The organism is Comamonas testosteroni TK102 (assembly GCF_000739375.1).
Lineage (GTDB): Bacteria > Pseudomonadota > Gammaproteobacteria > Burkholderiales > Burkholderiaceae_C > Comamonas > Comamonas brasiliensis.
On the sequence record NZ_CP006704.1, the window covers coordinates 1,260,576 to 1,278,918 of the forward strand.

Here is an 18,343-nt window from a genome sequence, read left to right on the forward strand (position 1 = left end):
CTTTCAGGTCGGTTCCGCAGGAGTGGGGAACTGCGGTGCACGCCATTCCAGCAGCTCGGCCAGGCGCTGCACGATCCAGCCCGCTTCAGGCTCCGTGACGACCGAGCCCTCCGCGGCCAGGCCCGCATGCATGCCCAGCAGTACCTGCTCTTCTGAGGAATTGCCCGAGTGATAAAGCGTCTGTGCCTGCTCGGCCAGATGGCTTGCCAGGTCTTCGCACAGCTCATAGCGCGCGACGACCTCGGCAATTGGGGCGGACAGCTTGCCGCTGCGAGTGCGAAACAGCTCGGCAAAGCTGGGCGGCGGCTGAATCTGGCTGGTGTCGTCCATGGCTTAGCTTGGCTCGAACAGGCGCTCGAAACGCTCGATGTCCACGGCCAGCTCGCAGGTGATGAGCTGGCCCGATTTGTTGTCGCGCTTGCGGTGGGCGGCAAACAGCGTGGCCTTGCCCTTGAAGTTGTAGTCGGGCAGATGGATCAGCTCGTAGGGATAGGGCACAAAGAGCTGGAACTCGAAAATCATCCGGTGCTCGTTGCGCGGAGAGGGGTACAGCGTGTACTCCGGCAGATTGATGGTTTGTGTGGCCATGGCGCAATGCTAATGCGCCGGACATGCCCATGCTGGCCTGCGACAATGCGGCTATGACTGCATCACGCGTATCCATTCGGATCCAGGACTTTGACCTCTCGGCCGAGATCGCCGCCTTGCGCGGCGGCGATGCACGCGTGGGCGCGGTCTGCAGCTTTGTCGGCACGGTACGCGACCGCAACGAGGGCGATGCCGTCTCCAGCATGGAACTCGAGCATTACCCCGGCATGACCGAGAAGTCGATCGAAGCCATCATCGATAAGGCCGTGGCGCGCTTTGGCATCTATGGCGCGCGCGTGATTCACCGTATCGGCCTGCTGCAGCCCATGGACCAGATCGTGCTGGTGGCCGTGACCAGCGCCCACCGCGGCAAATCCTTCGAGGCCTGCGAATACATCATGGACTATCTGAAGTCCGAAGCGCCGTTCTGGAAGAAAGAGCAGACCGGGCAGGGAGCTCGCTGGGTGGATGCGCGTGTCAGCGACGAACAGGCGCTGGCACGGTGGCAATAAGAACGGCCGCCTGAGCGTTGGCCGATATCGGAGCCCCGTCGGCGGGGGGGGGGCTGGTGGCACCCGGTCGTGTGCAGCGGCGCATGATCTTGGAACTCTATGAATAAAAGTGCTGCCAACGCTTATTTATCAAGCGCAAGTAGCTATGGTTTTTGGTAGTTTCCGTGCTGGCAAGCCCAGAGTGGTGTGCAGCCGCAATGGGGCGCATTGTGGGTTTGGGCCTACATGCGATGAGACTGTGAGGCGCCATGCTCGGGTCTGGCCTCGGGCGTAGAGCGCATTTGATTTTTCTCAAGAAGCAAGCTCTCTGCTGCCTTCTGCGCCGCTTTATTGCCCTTTCCGGTCTTGAAATTCACCACCTGGCTATCAGATAAATCAGCAATGAATCTGATTGGAGCGAAAGCGACAAACCATGCGAATTGACAAACTGACGACCAAATTCCAAGAAGCCTTGGCCGACGCGCAGTCCCTGGCGCTCGGTGCTGATCAATCCACCATCGACCCTCTGCACCTGCTGGTGGCGATGCTGCGCCAGGACGACGGCCCGCGTGCGCTGCTGCAGCGTGCCGGCGGCAATGTGCAGCAACTCAAGAACCTGGCAGAACAGGCCATGGCTGATCTGCCGCGCGTGCAGCAGCAAGGCGATGTGCAGGTCGGCTCCGAGCTGGCCCGCCTGCTGCAGGCCTCGGAGAAGGAAGCCCTCAAGCGCGGTGACCAGTTCATCGCCAGCGAGCTGTTTCTGCTGGCGCTGGCCGATGCCGCAGGCTCGGCCACGCGCGCCGGTGCCTTGCTCAAGCAAAGCGGCGTGAGCAAGTCCAGCCTGGAAGCGGCCATCAATGCCGTGCGAGGAGGTCAGAACGTGGACAGTGCGGAAGCCGAAGGCCAGCGCGAAGCGCTCAAGAAATACACGCTGGACCTGACCGAGCGTGCCCGCAGCGGCAAGCTGGACCCGGTGATTGGCCGCGACGATGAAATCCGCCGCGCCATCCAGGTACTGCAGCGCCGAAGCAAGAACAACCCCGTGCTCATCGGCGAGCCCGGCGTGGGCAAGACTGCCATTGTCGAAGGCCTGGCCCAGCGCATCGTGGCCGGCGAGGTGCCCGAGAGCCTGCAGAACAAGCGCGTGCTGTCGCTGGACATGGCCGGTCTGCTGGCCGGTGCCAAGTACCGCGGCGACTTCGAGGAGCGCCTCAAATCCGTGCTCAAGGAAATCGCACAGGACGAAGGCCGCATCATTCTTTTCATCGACGAAATCCACACCATGGTGGGCGCCGGCAAGGCCGATGGCGCCATGGACGCCGGCAATATGCTCAAGCCCGCACTGGCGCGCGGCGAGCTGCATTGCGTGGGCGCGACTACGCTCGATGAATACCGCAAATACATCGAAAAGGATGCAGCGCTGGAGCGCCGCTTCCAGAAGGTCATCGTGGACGAGCCTTCGGTGGAGGACACGATTGCCATTCTGCGCGGCTTGCAGGTGAAGTACGAGGCGCATCACAACGTCGATATCACCGACCCCGCCATCGTTGCCGCGGCGGAGCTGAGCCATCGCTACATCACCGACCGATTTCTGCCTGACAAGGCCATCGACCTGATCGACGAGGCTGCGGCCAAGATCAAGATCGAGATGGACTCCAAGCCCGAGGTGATGGACAAGCTCGAGCGCCGCATGATTCAGCTCAAGATCGAGCGTGAAGCCATGAAGCGCGAAAAGGATGAGGCTTCGCAAAAGCGTCTGCAGCTGATCGAGGAAGAGCTGGAGAGCCTGGAGCGCGAGTACGCCGACCTCGAGGAAATCTGGAAGGCCGAGAAAGCCAGCGCTCTGGGCTCGGAGCAGATCCGTAAGGAAGTGGACCAGTTGCGCATCCAGATCGAGGAGTTCAAGCGCAAGGGCGATTTCAACAAGGTGGCCGAGCTGCAGTACGGCAAGCTGCCCGCACTCGAAAAGCAGTTGCATGAAGCCCAGGCCAAGGAAGAAGGCCAGGATGGCGCGACGGCCAACAAGCTGCTGCGTACCCAGGTCGGAGCCGAAGAGATCGCCGAGGTGGTGAGCCGTGCCACGGGCATCCCCGTGGCCAAGATGATGCAGGGCGAAAAGGACAAGCTGCTGCACATGGAAGACAAGCTGCACGAGCGTGTGGTGGGCCAGGAGGAGGCGATCTCTGCCGTGGCCAATGCCATCCGCCGCTCGCGCTCCGGCCTGTCCGATCCCAACCGTCCCACCGGCTCCTTCCTGTTCCTGGGCCCCACGGGCGTGGGCAAGACCGAGCTGTGCAAGGCGCTGGCAGGATTCCTGTTCGACAGCGAGGACCATCTGGTGCGCATTGACATGAGTGAGTTCATGGAAAAGCACTCTGTGGCACGCTTGATCGGTGCGCCTCCCGGCTATGTGGGTTACGAAGAGGGCGGCTACCTGACGGAAGCCGTGCGTCGCAAGCCCTACAGCGTGCTGCTGCTGGACGAGGTGGAGAAAGCCCACCCCGACGTCTTCAATGTGTTGCTGCAGGTTCTGGACGATGGTCGCCTGACCGACGGTCAGGGGCGCACGGTGGATTTCAAGAACACTGTGATCGTGATGACCAGCAATATCGGCTCGCATCTGATACAGGCCATGGTTGGCGAGGATGCGGATGATGTGAAGGAAGCGGTCTGGGGGGAACTTAAAAACCATTTCCGACCCGAATTCTTGAACCGTATCGATGAAACCGTGGTCTTCCATGCACTGGATGCCAAGAACATCGAGGCGATTGCCAGAATTCAGCTGAAGTTGCTGGAAAGCCGTCTGCAGAAGATGGAACTGAGCATGCAGGTGTCCGAGCAGGCCCTGGCCGAGCTGGCCAAGGTGGGCTTCGATCCCGTGTTCGGTGCCCGTCCACTCAAGCGAGCCATCCAGCAGCGTATTGAAAACCCGCTGTCCAAGTTGTTACTCGAGGGAAAGTTCCCGCCCAAGAGTACGATAGCTGTGACAGTCGACCCGGTGAATGACCCCGGGGTGTTCCGGTTCGAGTCCGCAGGCACTGCCTGAGGTCCCGAACCCTAGAAAGAGGTATTGCTTTGAACGATTTCGCCGCCACTGCAACCCGTTGGGCCGTCCGCATCATGCTGATGCTGGTGGGCCTGGTGTTCTTCCTGTGCCTGATGGCCGTGGCCTGCCTCATCGCTCTGGCCTGGGGCGTGCGCGCCCTGTGGGCCAGACTCACGGGCCAGCCCGTGGTGCCCATGAGCATGGGGGCCATGAGTCCTTTTGCCGGTTGGCAGACGGTGTACCGCTCGGGAGCCGAGTGGATGGCGCAATCGTCGGGCAATGCCGATGCCAAGAAGGATGCGCGTGAAACCCGCGGGCGCCGCGGCGTTCTGCCCGGTACTGGCGATGTGACCGATGTGCAGCCGCGCGAGGTGCATGAGTCGTAATGACAAGCCCTTGGGCAGGCTTCATACTTTGGAGCCAGTGAGGCAAAAAGGCCGCAGGCTGGTTTCGCGGTCAACATACAAGAGCCTGTGCAGTGTTGCATCAGGCTCTTTTTTTACGCTGTGTTTACGCAGTCTCGCGGTATGGTCGGGATTGTGATCTTGGGATTTTCAGACAGGCATGAACTACATGGACTTGCACCGCATTTTTGACTTGCAGTACCAAGCCAGCCGCACGCAGGTCGATGTACCTTTGCTGGTGCGCCGGGAGAGGCTGCTGCGTCTGCAGAAGCTGCTGGACGAGAACGGTCCGGCCTTGTGCGCGGCGGTGGAGCAGGACTTTGGCGTGCGCTCCGAGCGCTGGACCGAGATGCTGGATCTGATGTTGGTGCGCAATATGCTCAGGCATACGCTCAAGCATCTGCCCAAGTGGAGCAAGCGCCAGCGGGTGCGAACGCCGCTGATGCTGCAGCCCGGCAAGGCCTGGGTGGAGCGCCAGCCTCTGGGCGTGGTGGGCATCATCTCCCCCTGGAACTATCCGCTGCAGCTGTCGCTGGCGCCGGCCATCACGGCGTTGGCGGCGGGCAATCGAGTGATGCTCAAGCCCAGCGAGCTGACGCCGCATACCTCGGCCAAAATGGCCGAGTTGGTCGCCCAGTTCTTTGCACCCGAAGAGTTCTGCGTGATCGAGGGCGATGTGGCCGTGGCCACGCAGTTCTCGGGCCTGCAGTTCGACCATCTGCTGTTCACCGGCTCCACGGCCGTGGGGCGGCGCGTGGCGCAGGCAGCGGCCGTGCACCTGACGCCCACCACGCTGGAGCTCGGGGGCAAATCGCCCTGCATCATTGCGCAGGACTGCGATATGCAGGCCGCTGCACTCAAGGTGGCCTATGGCAAGCTGGTCAATGCCGGGCAGACCTGCATCGCTCCCGACTATGTGCTGCTGCCGCGCGGCAAGGAGCAGGAGTTTGCCGAGGCCTACCAGGCGGCGGTCCAGCAGCTGTACCCGCGCATCTCGGGCAACCCGGACTACACGGCCATCATCAGCAAGCGCCATCTGGCCCGGCTCAAGCAGATGCTGCGTCAGGCGCAAAGCCTGGGAGCGCAGGTGCACTGGATGCATGAGGCCGCAGCCCCTGCGGTCGATGGCGACACCACGGCCTGGGGCGATGCGGTGGAGCGCCAGTTCGCTCCGGCGCTGGTGTTTGGCGCCACGGGCGAGATGCAGCTGATGCAGGAGGAAATCTTCGGCCCCATCCTGCCCGTGATCTCCTACGAGCATATCGAGGACGTGATCAATGCCATCAACGCCAGCCCGCGCCCGCTGGCGCTGTACTGGTTCGGCAATGGCGAGGCCGAGCGCGATGCGGTGCTGATGCGCACCGTCAGCGGAGGCGTCTGTGTGAACGACACCTTGCTGCATGTGGCGCATGAGAACTTGCCGTTCGGCGGTGTCGGCGACAGCGGCTGGGGTGCCTATCACGCAGAGCAGGGCTTTTTGCGCTTTGTGCACCAGAAGGCGGTTTTCGTACAGTCGCGCTGGGCGGCGACGTCCCTGCTGTACCCGCCATTCGGGGAGAAATTCGACCGGGTGATGGAATTCATGCGGCGCTGGCTCTGAATTTCCTTGACTGCGATCCAGGGATTGAGCGCTTGCATGCTGTGGTGAGCGCTTGCCATATTGTCATCAAATGTGACGCAAACCATTGATGGTTGCGGGCTTGCTGCTCTGCTTAGTGAAGCGCATAGCACATAGATTGCGCCATAGCAAGAAATAGCGAACAGCCGCAGTTGAGCAAATGGCTAACCACTGCACCGCGTGCCAAAACTCTGAATCTGTAGACAATTACGCCCTTCTATTCTTACATGTTTCCGCCCCGGTTTTTCCATGTCTAGTATCCAGGTCCGTCCCGCTACTCTTCGCGATGCAAAAGCGATTGCCCAGATCCATACTGCTTCCGCACTGGAGGCTTATCGAGGTCTGGTTCCCGATGATCAACTGAAGGCCATGTCCTCGGTTGAAAAGCGCCAGGCTTACTGGCGCGAAGCTATTGAATACTGCGAGCCGCAGGTCCAGGTCGCCATCGACGGCGACAAGATCGTCGGCTTTATCGGCTTTGACCGCTCCCGTGATGAAAAGTCCCGCCAGACCACCGGCGAGATTTGGGCCATCTATGCTGCCCCTTCCCACTGGAACCAAGGCGTTGGCGTTGCCCTGTGGGACGCTGCCCGTGACGGTTTGCTGGAAGAAGGCTGCACCAATGTGACTGCCTGGATTCCGCTGCGCAACGAGCGTGCCCTGCGTTTCCATGAAATGGCTGGCTTCAAGCGTGAAATGTCCACGGCCAAGACGGCTGTGATCGGCAGCATCAAGATCGAAGAAGTGCGCGTCAAGCGCCCTCTGAACGGCTGATCACAGCGGTTCAACCCTCACTGAAAGACAGGTCGTGACGTCTCTCCACAGCAAGCTCGCGGCCTCAGTCTGCGCTCCCACATCTGCTTTCGATCTACTGCAATGGCAGGAGCAAGCCCGCGCCCATACGGCCTTGTGGCGCAGCGAAAGCAGCCTGCCCAAGCCCCGCCGCATCGAAGTTGCCGATGACACCATGCCCGCTGATACGGCGTTTCGCCATATCAGCGAAGGTGCGTCACTTCTGTGGCGCGGTGATTTTCAGAATGCGCGCCAGCTGTTGCTGGCACTGGGCCGCCGGCTGGACAAGAAGTCGCGCCGCAAGAGCCCGCCAAAGAGCCCTGCTGCGGCAGGCTTTCCCCACGCGTTTCATCTGTACCGCCAGTCCCAGGCCCAGCGTGCACGCATGCTGGGCAGCATTCTGATCGAGCTGGATAGGCAATGGCATTGCGCCTTGCGCCGGGCCCCGGACTGGAGCCTGGCCTGCTCCGAGGCCTGGGGCGCTGCTCCGGCCCAAGCACATGCGCAGTCCGTGCTGGTGCCGCTGCGCGATCTGCTGGGGGTGGTCGGCGCCCATGAATGGCGCAAGAAGGGGGTGGAGATTACCGCCCTGGATGGCGCCCGCATTCATGCGCACTACGGTGTTTTCTCGCCCGTGCGCGGCGAGTATCTCGATCTGGTGGCGCGTGCGAGCATTCCTGCTGCCGGTCTGCAACAGGCCTGGGATATCGGTGTCGGTACGGGCGTGCTCTCGGCATTGCTGCTCAAGCGCGGCGTGAAGTCGGTGGTCGCCACCGATACCAGCGAGCGTGCGCTGGCCTGTGCCACCGAGAATCTGCAGCGTCTGGGTCATGCTTCCCGGGTGGAGCTGCAGCGTGCCGATCTGTTTGCGCAAGGACAGGCAGGCCTGATTGTGTGCAACCCGCCCTGGCTGCCGGGCAAGGCAGCATCGGTGCTCGATCAGGCCATTTATGACGAAGACAGCCGCATGCTGCGCGGCTTTCTGCAAGGGCTGTCAGCACACCTGCTGCCGGGTGGCGAAGGCTGGCTCATCCTATCGGACCTGGCCGAGCATCTGAAGTTGCGTACGCGTGACGAGTTGCTGGGCTGGATTGAAGCGGCCGGCCTCAAGGTACTGGGCCGCGATGACGTTCGCCCGCATCATGGCAAGGCGCAGGACCGCGAGGACCCCTTGCACACTGCGCGCGCGGCCGAAGTGACCTCGCTCTGGCGTCTGGCTGCTGCCGCTTGACCGCGGGCGTCGTCCGTCGGCCGTCGGAAAGCTAGGCCGTCGCGCCTTGCAGTTCCTGGCTGGACGGATCGGCTGCCTCGCCATGCGCCAGCAGGGCGGCCAGCCTTTCGCGCAGCGACCGGGCGCGCTCTTCGCCCGCATATTCCTCTACCGCTGTCAACAGGCTGATGCCTGCGCTGCGCAGACTGTTCAGGTCTCTGGCCTCGCGCAGCTGGGTGCGCAATGTCTGGGCCAGTGCCTCATGGCGGTTGGCAAACAGGCGCTCGCACATATCGAATAAATACATGCGCGTGCCTGCCATATTGATGGCTGGCACCGTGCTGGCGGCTTGCTCTGCTGGCGCCAGGGCCGGTACGGCAGGGCTTTCGCCGAGGGTGGCAAGAGCCACTGCAGGGTGGAGGGCCACGCCGCGCTCCCTGGGGGCGCTGGAGGACGCCACCAGTTGGAGATACCCCTGCTCCACCAATTGCTGGGCCAGTGCGGCATGATCGCTGCCCAGCATGGCGGCAAGTTCTTCCATGCTCTTGCCGCCGGCCAGCAACAGCAGGGAGCGCGCGCGCTGCGGCAGCTGGCGCGATCCGGGCTGAAGTTCCTCCTGGGCCTTGGCGGTTTTCTGCAAAATCATGGCTGGTTCTGTCTGGCGCATTACAAGTGCGGATGCGCTATTGCATGAGCTGACGATGACACTGGTGTGAATCTGCGCCAATTCGCAGTGGATCGGCCAGTCATTACTGCCCAAGCTTGCCAATTGCTTCTGAATTAATAGCTGCTGGCGTTTTCTGAATAAGCGCTACAGGTCAATCTGATTTGAATCTGAAATGAGACTGCTGCTTGCGCCCATGGAAGGGCTGCTGGATTTTGTGTTGCGCGATGTGCTGACCCGGGTGGGCGGCGCGGATCGCTGCGTGTCCGAGTTCATTCGCATCAGCGGCTCCCTGCTGCCGGACAAGGTCTATCTGCGCACCATGCCTGAGCTGCGCTACGGCAGCCGGACGCTGGCCGGAGTGCCGGTGCGGGCGCAGCTGCTGGGTTCTGACCCCGTCAGCATGGCCGAAAACGCGGCCAATCTGGCGCGTCTGGGGCCCGAGGGCATTGATCTGAATTTCGGCTGCCCGGCCAAGGTGGTCAACCGCCATGGCGGTGGTGCATCGCTGCTGCAGGACCCCATGCAGATTGCCCGCGTGGTCGAAGCCGTGCGCAAGGCGGTTCCGGCGCAGCTGCCGGTATCGGCCAAGATGCGGCTGGGTTTCAACGACCGGGCGCTGATGACCGAGTGCGCCCAGGCCATGGAAAGCGGCGGAGCCTGCGAAATCGTCGTCCATGCACGCACCAAGCTGGATGGCTATCGCCCCCCGGCCTACTGGGAGGAGATTCCGCGCATCCGCGAGGCGGTGGGCGTGAATGTGGTGGCCAATGGCGAGATCTGGACCGTGGAGGAGGCCTTGCGCTGCCGCGAAGTCTCGGGTTGTGACGATCTGATGCTGGGACGCGGCATCGTGGCCGACCCGGGTCTGGCACTGGCGGTGCGCCGCGCCGTGGAGCAGGGCAGTGGCACGGCGGCGGCGGGCATTGATTGGCTTGAGCTGGCGCCCCAGGTGCAGCGTTTCTGGCATATGGTCTGCGAGGATCTGGAGCCGCGTCAGCGTGCAGGTCGTCTCAAGCAATGGCTCAATCTCATGCGCAGACGCTTTCCCGAAGCCGAGCAGGCCTATCAGGAGGTGCGCACCCAGACCGATCAACGCGCCATCAGCGATTGGGTGCAGGCGCTGCCACTGCGCGATCTGCAGCAGGAATGGGCCTGGCCGCAGTCCGTGTCTAAAGCAGACTGTCCGGAGCCAGAGGCCCGAGCAGCTGCAGCATGAGGCGCAGTCCGAGGCTGGCATCGGGCTCCGAGTAGGAGTCCTCGAGACCGCTTTCCTGGGGGGCGCGCCAGACCAGCTTTCCCTTGGGGTCCAGGTCCACCCGCCAGCTGTTTTCGGGCAGGCTTTCGTCGATGCTGTCGCTGGCCAGCTGGCTGAAGCGGCGGCTGCCGATCAGCACGGCGATCTCGGTGTTCTGCAGCTGTGAGCGCATGTCCAGATTCATGGAGCCCACGGCGACCAGGCGCCCGTCCATGACCAGCAGCTTGGTGTGCAGCATGGCCCGCGAAGCCCCGGCGCTGCCCCCGCTGGAGCCCGTGGTGCCTGCGCGCAATGCGGAGCGTACATTGGCCGCTTCGCTGCGCATTTCATGCAGTTCTATGCCCATCTCCAGCAGCGCCTTGCGATGACGTGCATAGCCGGCATGGGCCAGCGGCGCATCGTTGGAAGCCAGGGAATTGGTCAGCACCCGGATGCGCACGCCCTTGCTGCGCGCGGCGCGAAAGGCATCCATGATCTCCGGCCCCGGCACGAAGTAGGGCGAAACCACCAGCAGGTCCTGCCTGGCGGAGCGGATCAGTGCCAACAGACCATCGACCACCGATTCGGCATTCAGCGCCGGCGTGGCCGAGGAGGGCAGGCTGTGGGCGTCGTCCGCCTTAAGCACGGCTGTTCCGACGGGCTCGCTGGCCGCCGATCGTTCCGCACCTTCGACGGGAATCTTGGTCGGGCTGTCCGCCAGCACCATGGCCTGGGCCCAGATCCATGGGATCCGGTTCAGATTCATGGACTTGTCCTCGGACTCCGGTCCTGCGATTCCGGTGCCCGGGGCTGGCGCGGCTTCGGTTTTGGCGTCTTCCTGGTCGAACTGCGTCTTGAGCTTGAGCAAATCCGGCTCGCTGATCAGCGACTGTACGGGGTAGGCGCGCACATTGTTCCAGTAGCGGTCGAAGCTGCGCGACAAATCCTTGACGACGGGGCCGCCGGCCAGGACATCGAGATCGACAAAATTGCCCACATTGGAGGCGTCAAAATAGGCATCGCCCAGGTTGCGTCCGCCGATCACGGCCAGGGTGTTGTCGGCCACGAACAGCTTGTTGTGCATGCGCTGCTGGGCGCGCTGAAAGTCGGTCAGCAGCGTCCAGGCCCGGCCGATGGTGGAGGCGCGCGAGCCGGCCAGCGGGTTGAACATGCGCATCTCCACATTGGGCACAAAAGCCGGGCGCATGACCTGCGCGTCGGGCCCGGTGCTGTGAAAATCGTCCAGCAGCACGCGTACGCGCACGCCGCGCCGGGCCGCCTGCACGACGGCGCGCAGCAGTCGCCCGGTGCTTTGGTCTGCATGGATGGCGTAGTACTGCAGATCCAGCGTTTTCTGTGCGTTTTCCACCAGCGCCATGCGGCTGCTGAGCGCATGCCTGGGGCCGGAGATCAAGGCAAAAGCCGAGGCATCGGGCTTGGCCTTGGCAGGCCGGGTCTGGGAGATGAACAGGCCCAGGTCCGTGCTTTGGGGTTGGCTCAGGGCCGTGCTGACGGGGCGCTCCACATGCTTGGGCAGCGGTGCTGCGCAACCCGTGAGCAGCATCACGACAAAAGCGCCGGCAAGCAGTGCCGGACACTTGGGCCGCCGCAACGGCTGCAGGCGTGACGATGTAGAGATAGGAGCCGTCATTGCTGCTTTGTAACCCATGATGACCGAGTTCACATGTCGGACACAGACTGCGCTAGAACTGCTCTCGGCCCTGGATTCTGGCAACAATGCGCAGATCCGGTCCCATGCGGGCGACATCATGGAACTCCAGTGGCAGGCCTTGCTCCAGGCTGTCGAGCGGGCCGAAGTTGGCAATGCCCATGGCTCCCGTGCCTAGCAGCTTGGGGGCTTGATAGAAGAGGAGCTCATCGACCAGACCTTCGTGAATCAGTGAGCCGTTGAGTTTGAAGCCTGCTTCCACATGCAGCTCATTCGTGCCGCGCTGGGCCAGATCGCGCAGCAGGGCTGCCAGATCGACCTTGCCCGCTGCATTCGGCATAGCAATAACCGTAGCACCTAGCGCTCGCAGTTTCTCGATCTTGGACTGGTTTATGCTGCAGGTGTATATGAAGCAACCGCTAGGTGCTTTCAAAACATGAGCGTCCGGCGGGATGTCCAGCTTGCTGTCCACCACCGCAATACGCGGCTGGCGTGGCGTGGGCTGGTCGCGCACGTTCAGGCGCGGGTTGTCTTCCAGCACCGTGCCTATGCCGGTCAAGATCGTGCAGGCGCGGGCACGCCAGGCATGTCCATCGGCGCGGGCAGCCGCCGAGGTGATCCACTGGCTTTGACCATTGTGCAAGGCCGTGACGCCATCCAGCGAGCTGGCCGCCTTCATGCGCACCCAGGGCGTGCCGCGAATCATGCGGCTGAAAAAACCGATATTGAGCTCGCGTGATTCGGCTGCGCCGGGGCCAATCTCCACATCAACACCCGCGGCGCGCAGCCGCTCGAAGCCCTGGCCGGCCACTTGCGGATTGGGATCCGTCAGCGCCCCCACCACCTTGGCTATGCCGGCTGCGATCAAGGCGTCGCAGCAGGGGCCGGTACGGCCATGGTGCGAGCAGGGCTCCAGCGTCACATAGGCCGTGGCTCCACGCACATCGTTGCCCTTGGCCGCCGCATCGCGCAATGCCATCACCTCGGCGTGGGGGCCACCGGCCTGCAGGGTAAAGCCCTGGCCGATGATACGGTCCGAGGCATCGACGATCACGCAGCCAACGCGCGGGTTGGGTGAGGAAAGAAAAAGCGCCTGAGCAGCCTGCTCAAGCGCCTTGTTCATGAAATGGGCAGAGGGTGTCATGCCCAGGATGGTAATGCAGAGGCGTAGGGCCTACTTGCCCCAGCAGTCGGCGTTGTAGCCCGTGTCTCCTTGTACCTTGCTGTTGGCGCCGGTAACACCTGCCTGGTTCAAGGTAAGAGTCTTGCATTTGTCAACTGCTTGACCTCCTTGAGGGGCTGCTTGGATGACATAGGCAGATGTGCTGGAGCTTGCGAAGCTGAAGGTATACCTGCTTGTACCGTACTGGGCCAGCATCTTGTCCATGGCTGTCTTCTGGGTGCTGTCACCAGTGATCGGGTAGACGCCGTTGGCAGTTGCTGCACGCTCCATCCATAGGGCCGCTTGCTGCAAGCCGGCTTTGGCTTCATTTCTAAATCCTCGTTGCGTGTATTCAGCGTAGCTCGGGTAAGCAATCGCAGCCAGAATACCTATGACAGCAACCGTAATCATTAGCTCGATGAGTGTAAAGCCCTTTTGTTTTTCCATGCTGTTCATTGAGCGATTCCTTATTGAAGCTGTCGCCAGTTCAGAGAGGTCACTGGGTTGCTGAGCTTTCCTGTATTGGAGGTTTGCTGAGTACCAATATTAATCTTCCCTCCTCGCGTACCTAAAGATATTTCTCGCGGAGAGGAGGTGGTTCTATTCGTACCACTGTCGGCGCTATTATAAAGACCATCTCCATTGGTATCCAGGAGCTGCTGAACAGGTTTAAGCCCGAATTCGATACCTAAAAGACTGCGCCAGGCTTTGGCTGGGGTGGAGGTTGGTTCGCATGTTTCCCCTTCTACATTTCCGCCGGAGGCAGGTACATCTGAAAGAATGTCTATGATGTTGCTTGCTGCTGAATAGAATCTTGGATTTCTAAGAACTCGCTCACCAGTTACCGGGAAATTAAAGTACCAACCCTTGCTGTTGAGATAATTTAGCTCGGATTGAGTTCCCATACCCCAGAAATTCTGGCCTTGGCTATTTCCGGTGCCTGCCGTTGCGGTGCTTGAGAATGTTCTTGCAACCAGATTTGACTTTGCAACGACAGTCGGGGTTGCTGCATTGGTATCGATAATTACCTTTCCGGCAGTGCATGATGTTTGATCGGCCGCGCACAGCTTATAGCGTGTATTGTCAACCACAGAATAGAAACTTTGGACAGATGCGTCTGTTCTATCACCTTCGGTCACATTTATTCCGGTGCCAAAGGCGACCATGAGACCGGCCGTGCTTTCACTGACTCTAACCAGTGGTGCTGTAGTGATGGGTTGCAAGGTTGTCGCATTATTGGCTGTATAGCTCGCTGTAAAAAGTGGCTGACCTGAAAATGCAATCCCCCAGTTCTGCGGATTTGAACTAGAAAGATCAAATTTCCACAGATTTCCGCGAAGATCTCCTGCATAAATGATGTCAGGTGTGCCGTCGCCATTCAGGTCAACCAGACGAGGAGCGGATAAACCATTGCTGCTGGCATTGGTTCCTGATGAGGCTGCGGTGATTTTTACCAATTCCTTTTGCCCGTCAAGATATTGGACCAGCAGAACAGGGCGCTCATTGGTGCTATTTATGCCATTGCCCATGACAACGGCCCATCGGTCATTGTTCATTTTGACAATTTGCGTCGAAATTTGAGGGCTATACTCACTTACGACTGGGGTGCTGAAAATATATCCAATATCTGCATCTGTTGTCGCAGTTTTATCTAGGACAACGATACTTCCCGCATTTGCGGTTGAAAAGTTACTGGCATATCCCGTGTTGATAGTGGGGCCGGGCTGGGTTACATCGAGAACGAAATAACCTTTTCCGCCGGCGCCGAGGCTTCCAACAAGCATGGTGCGCCATCGGTCCGCAAGGTCTGTGCTTGTGGAGTTGATGACAATGTCACCAGTGAATGCAGAGCCATCTACATAATATTGATGAGTATATGAGCTGCTTGCAAGCTGCGGAAGTCTGAATATTATTCCTTCTGGGATATAAGAGATTTTCTCTTGGCCATCCACTGCAGAAAATCCATGTAGCATTCCGTCATTTCCGCCTACATAAAGCATGGGTATTCGTGTTTTATAGCGCGCTGCAAATGCGGAGTATCCTGGCTGATTGTAGCCTTGACTTGGAGATCCCGTATACCATATGGCTGAATTGACGATGTCGCCTTGAATGGAGCTGCGTGTTCTAAAATTGAAATTCTGAACAGTCCCTCCATTGTTGGTGATATCTCCACGTATGAAATCCGCTATGGCTGTTCCAAGACTTGTTTTGTTTGCGGTTGTCGCATTGGTTCCCAGAGACGTGGTCAAGCTAGATTTTTGTGCATCCGACAGGTTTGCATAGTTAAAGCTGATGCCGGCGCTGCCATTGCTTGTCAATACTAATCTATTTGCTATCTGTCCTGTACGGGCATCAAGCTTGTCTGCCGTAGTAGGTAGGCGGTTGTTTATATTGTTTCCCCAAGCTGAGTTTGCGGAAAGGACTCCCGTATCCGTTGCAGCAATCTGGGAATAAATAGCTCCCTTCCATCCACTTGCGTCGTAGGTTGCTGTATAGAGTTTGGCATCCTGCGTGCTGATGGAACTGGATGAGCTTGCATATCCAGTGAGGGGTTGAGACGTGTCTTCAATAATATTGCTGACAATATCCTTGAACGCATTTTTCAGATCTTCACTGGTCGAGGCAGGAATGAACTTGCCGCGTCCATTGATGGCCATGTGCCATAGCTCTTTTTTTCTATTATTTTCGTTTACGTTGTACCCGGAGGTTGTTCTGTTGTAAACACCATCGCAAGAAAATGTCCCAGTATCAGAAGAGGTGTTATCGGATTTACAAAGTGGGCTTGGCCAAGATAAATCTCCTGTAATCAATTTACTGTAGTCGCCAGAGAAGGTGTCTCCTCCCCAGGTCGGGGTGCCTGTCCAGGTTGCTGCGCCACTAAATCCAATGGTATATGTTGTCAAGCTTTGCCATGTTGCTGGATTATTCTTTGGATTCCAATACTCTTCAATTTCAATGTTCTGATTTCTGGAGTTCTTGAATATTTCTGAACCACTCTTTTTTATGATTGGTTTGACTTGATTTGGGATATCGTCTCTCAGGTCGGTCGCCCAATAATAAAATGAAAGATCGGCTAAGGTATTAATACCATCTGTTGAGCAACTGGTTCTGTTAGAGCAGGTTTGACTGGTTGATCCCCAGGAGTCTGAGTATATTTTTGTTTGAGTGGAACTTGCTACGTATGATTTTTGATCTGCAAATGTTGCATTTGTTCCATCAATATTCCCTGGGGATATGGTTTTGTAGCCCGTAAGGTTTCTGTCTCCATCTATATTTGTAGTCGTGCTGCTGGTGGAGCTGTTCCAGCCACCATCTGTCATGAAAATATGGAAGGATTTCCGGCAAGAGAGTACATTGCCCAACCGGGTTCCGGGTACCTCTGCCCACGGGGAATCACTATTCAGCGGTGTATTTTTTAAATAATCTCCGGCATTTCTTACCATCTGATGAGATGGAGTTCCATCCTTTGCGGTGAGCGTATCCACCCAAGTCAAGAAATTGGTGCGATGTGCTCCCTCCAGGATTTTCAGGGAGTTTCTATTACCACAAGATGTGCTATTGCTAGGGATGCCATTGCATCGATTCATGGATTGCCAAGCAATACGGAGTCTTTTGTCGGGAATATTGCTTACTGCAAATGTGTCTTTTAATGCCGTTTTGAGTGCACTAATGCCAGAGTCGCCCATACTTCCAGAGTCGTCAACCGAAATGATGACATTAGGGGCAGGTTCTATGCTTGCGCTGCCTGCAGGGTATGTTGCGAAATTAAGTGGCGTTGCATTTGTGTAAATATGTGTGGCAAGACCTGCGATAGCCAAAGAATAGGCGAGGTTCTTGATAATTATTTTTCTTTTCATATTATTCACCTTTAATCACAGGCATGGAGATGACTGTCTGGATTACGGCCATGGTCGGGGAATGGTCGCTAAAATCAGTGCTGCTGCTCGATCCTTTGATGCCAAAGGCCAGGGCTGTAATTCTGAAAATCATTTCTGCGTTTGTCGCCGGTGTCGTTGTGCCTTGCACTATTTTTCCAATATTTCCGCCGGGACTCAATCCAAGTGTCCCATATGGCATCGGCTCTATCCAATACCAAGCTCCTTTATTGGCATCGGTCAATGCCAAAATTGGATTGGGAGGTGTAATTGTTTCCGAGCCGCTTTGGTTGGCACCAGAAAATTGCCCATATCTCGCCCCTAGGCTAAGCATGGCTTGCAAGGTGCTGGGGTCATTCCAGAAATCCTCCGCGATGGTTCGCCTCAAACAAATGGCATTCTTGCATTGATTGGTTTGAGCTGCGAGGCTGTCGCTCCACGGTCCAAAAAAAACATCTTGGCTACCAGGGAACTGCTGGGTGCTACCTGTTCTTAGTGAAGTTTTTGTGTTGTCATAAAGATGCCGGTATATATCATCCTGAGCATCTTGAACCATGGCTTGTGCGGATTCCATGGCTCTTTGATAATCGGCATCATTGCCAGCTACCAATTCATTGAAAATTGCTGAACGAGAAGCCCATAGAGCAACGAGCATAGAAAGTAGAATAAAAATTACAACAATATAGAGAGCGGCTCCCTGTTGCAGATTTTTGTTTGGTGTCTTCATATTTAGCTGCTTGTTGGCCAGGCATGGCTACGAGAACGGAAAGTGTTTCTGAAAACCATGCGTAATCGATTTCCGCGGGATACCGTTTGATTGCTGCAGTTGATATAGTTGCTGCCCGCAGTGTCAATGCTGTCGGAGCCTTCCAATTCAATACACACCTCTACCGACTGAACTTTTGACCAAGCTGCATTGTCAGTGAATGCAGAAGCAGTAGAGTAGGCGAAAGTCGGATTGGTATAGCCTTGCTGGCTCACAAAGCGAACAATGAAATCCTTGACTTTGATGTCGCTTGCCTGGGACCCTCCAATAATAGGTTGTTTGGAGCTTGTGCCGGCGCAATACAGAATATTGCTGTCCAGCTTGAATGCGCTTTGAAGAGCCTCTGGTGGAGAGCTGGACGGATTTTCTCCCAGGCAATTTCTTAGCAAGGAGCCTGTGCTTGCAGTTCCGTCTGCTGCAAGTGGATAAATTTTATCAATCGGAGCATTTTGATAGGTTACAGTCAACTTATATTCATTGCTTCCGGGGCTGTCCTTTCCTGAGATAGGCGGATAGCTTGCTATAGCAAGGTTATTTCGAAAATATGCAGATTCCAGATAGCTGGTGGATGGCTCCAGAGAGAGGCTACCTGCTTGTCGAATCTGTTGTCCAATCACACGAAATGCATAAGCCGCTTGCTGCTGCATTGTTGTGCTGTCGCTGGTGGATATGCTTGCATTTTTTGAGGCCAGCAATGCGCCAATTGCAATCGCGACAGTTAGAAGTCCAATTGCAATACCTACCATCAACTCGATAAGAGTCACGCCTTGCTGGTGTAGACGATTGGAGGACCTAAAGGAATGAGGATCTTTCTGCATATC

At 58.1% G+C, this 18,343-nt stretch carries 16 protein-coding genes; 7 read left to right on the top strand and 9 right to left on the bottom strand.

What is annotated here, in order from left to right:
* Positions 1-3: 3 nt before the first annotated feature.
* Positions 4-330 carry a hypothetical protein gene (locus O987_RS05665; RefSeq protein ID WP_043371095.1) on the bottom strand — a complete coding sequence of 109 codons (327 nt, stop codon included), beginning with the start codon at positions 328-330 and terminating at the stop codon, positions 4-6.
* 3 nt (positions 331-333) lie between these two features.
* Positions 334-588 carry a hypothetical protein gene (locus tag O987_RS05670; RefSeq protein WP_003057869.1) on the bottom strand — a complete coding sequence of 85 codons (255 nt, stop codon included), beginning with the start codon at positions 586-588 and terminating at the stop codon, positions 334-336.
* A gap of 53 nt (positions 589-641) precedes the next feature.
* On the opposite strand from O987_RS05670, the gene O987_RS05675 reads away from it, so the two are divergent.
* The 6 genes from O987_RS05675 to O987_RS05700 all read left to right on the top strand — a co-directional run bounded on the left by O987_RS05675 (position 642) and on the right by O987_RS05700 (position 8,170).
* Entirely contained in the window at positions 642-1,100 is a 459-nt protein-coding gene (locus O987_RS05675; protein ID WP_043376129.1) for a molybdenum cofactor biosynthesis protein MoaE, read from the top strand.
* Between the two features lie 412 nt (positions 1,101-1,512).
* Complete coding sequence (gene clpB / locus O987_RS05680; protein WP_003057865.1) at positions 1,513-4,125, top strand: ATP-dependent chaperone ClpB; 2,613 nt, start codon at positions 1,513-1,515, stop codon at positions 4,123-4,125.
* A gap of 29 nt (positions 4,126-4,154) precedes the next feature.
* The gene (locus tag O987_RS05685; RefSeq protein WP_043371096.1) at positions 4,155-4,511 is read left to right on the top strand and encodes a hypothetical protein; all 357 of its coding nucleotides are present in this window, start codon (positions 4,155-4,157) and stop codon (positions 4,509-4,511) included.
* Positions 4,512-4,689: 178 nt separating this feature from the next.
* A complete protein-coding gene (locus O987_RS05690) occupies positions 4,690-6,129 on the top strand; it encodes a coniferyl aldehyde dehydrogenase (RefSeq protein ID WP_019043786.1) in 1,440 nt (479 codons plus the stop codon).
* A 267-nt stretch (positions 6,130-6,396) separates the two neighbouring features.
* A complete protein-coding gene (locus O987_RS05695; protein ID WP_003057859.1) occupies positions 6,397-6,921 on the top strand; it encodes a GNAT family N-acetyltransferase in 525 nt (174 codons plus the stop codon).
* Positions 6,922-6,955: 34 nt separating this feature from the next.
* Positions 6,956-8,170: a methyltransferase gene (locus O987_RS05700; protein ID WP_051962118.1), complete on the top strand. Its 1,215-nt coding sequence runs from the start codon at positions 6,956-6,958 to the stop codon at positions 8,168-8,170.
* 31 nt (positions 8,171-8,201) lie between these two features.
* Here O987_RS05700 and O987_RS05705 read toward each other — a convergent pair whose 3' ends face one another.
* Positions 8,202-8,816 (bottom strand): hypothetical protein, encoded by a 615-nt coding sequence (locus O987_RS05705; protein ID WP_080731446.1) that lies wholly within the window; start codon positions 8,814-8,816, stop codon positions 8,202-8,204.
* Positions 8,817-8,988: 172 nt separating this feature from the next.
* Here O987_RS05705 and O987_RS05710 point away from each other — a divergent pair, with 172 nt between their 5' ends.
* Entirely contained in the window at positions 8,989-10,032 is a 1,044-nt protein-coding gene (locus tag O987_RS05710) for a tRNA dihydrouridine synthase (RefSeq protein ID WP_043371099.1), read from the top strand.
* Here O987_RS05710 and O987_RS05715 read toward each other — a convergent pair.
* From O987_RS05715 to O987_RS28620, 6 genes are read right to left on the bottom strand one after another with little or no spacing between them, the layout of a single operon-like run.
* Positions 9,986-11,719, bottom strand: coding sequence for a phospholipase D-like domain-containing protein (locus tag O987_RS05715; RefSeq protein WP_235214254.1), 1,734 nt, complete (start codon positions 11,717-11,719; stop codon positions 9,986-9,988). The two genes, O987_RS05710 and O987_RS05715, sit on opposite strands and share 47 nt — an antisense overlap.
* Before the next feature lie 34 nt (positions 11,720-11,753).
* Positions 11,754-12,863, bottom strand: coding sequence for a bifunctional diaminohydroxyphosphoribosylaminopyrimidine deaminase/5-amino-6-(5-phosphoribosylamino)uracil reductase RibD (ribD, locus tag O987_RS05720; RefSeq protein ID WP_043371102.1), 1,110 nt, complete (start codon positions 12,861-12,863; stop codon positions 11,754-11,756).
* A gap of 30 nt (positions 12,864-12,893) precedes the next feature.
* Positions 12,894-13,337 carry a type IV pilin protein gene (locus O987_RS05725; protein WP_158407664.1) on the bottom strand — a complete coding sequence of 148 codons (444 nt, stop codon included), beginning with the start codon at positions 13,335-13,337 and terminating at the stop codon, positions 12,894-12,896.
* An 11-nt stretch (positions 13,338-13,348) separates the two neighbouring features.
* Positions 13,349-16,738 carry a pilus assembly protein gene (locus O987_RS27730; protein WP_080731447.1) on the bottom strand — a complete coding sequence of 1,130 codons (3,390 nt, stop codon included), beginning with the start codon at positions 16,736-16,738 and terminating at the stop codon, positions 13,349-13,351.
* Position 16,739: 1 nt separating this feature from the next.
* Entirely contained in the window at positions 16,740-17,483 is a 744-nt protein-coding gene (locus tag O987_RS27735) for a pilus assembly PilX family protein (RefSeq protein WP_080731448.1), read from the bottom strand.
* Between the two features lie 2 nt (positions 17,484-17,485).
* Positions 17,486-18,340 (bottom strand): PilW family protein, encoded by an 855-nt coding sequence (locus O987_RS28620; protein ID WP_144244893.1) that lies wholly within the window; start codon positions 18,338-18,340, stop codon positions 17,486-17,488.
* Between the last annotated feature and the right edge of the window lie 3 nt (positions 18,341-18,343).